The sequence below is a fragment of the Arthrobacter sp. 05T45 genome, assembly GCF_056395875.1.
In genome coordinates this window covers 1-412 of record NZ_JBFTKI010000062.1, presented here as the reverse complement: position 1 = coordinate 412, position 412 = coordinate 1, and the positions used below count along the sequence as shown (strand labels likewise).

At 73.5% G+C, this 412-nt stretch carries 1 protein-coding gene; it reads right to left on the bottom strand.

Translation table 11 applies throughout. The features are described 5' to 3' along the window. Positions 1-412: CBM96 family carbohydrate-binding protein (locus tag AC1DGD_RS22165; RefSeq protein ID WP_476858287.1), on the bottom strand; the 412-nt coding region annotated here is incomplete at both ends.

Below are 412 nucleotides of genomic sequence, written 5' to 3'. Positions count from 1 at the left end.
CCGGTCAGGGCCAGGGTCCGGGACCCGGTCCAGCCGGTCATCAGGCTGGTGTCCAGGGGGATGTCGTAGGCCGTGTTGGCGGCCGTGCCGCCGGGCAGGGACCCGAGGGTGGGCCCGGAAACCGCGGGGCGGTTGGCGTAGAGGGTGCCGGTCTCGGACCAGGAGTCGGCTGCCGAGCGGACGTTGAGGGTGTTGGCGGAGCCGGCGGAGGCCAGGCTGGTGGTGCGTATGCGCAGGATCGCGCCGGTCAGTGTTTGCCCGGGCGGGGCTGCCGGGACCTGGAACCGGAGCACGGTCGTGGCGTCCGGTGAGCCGTAGACCGCCAGCGAGCCGCTGGTGCCGAAGTCCGTCGTGGGCGCCGACGCGGAGGTGTAGGTATCCGCCGCACTCTCCACCGCCAGCACCGTCGGCG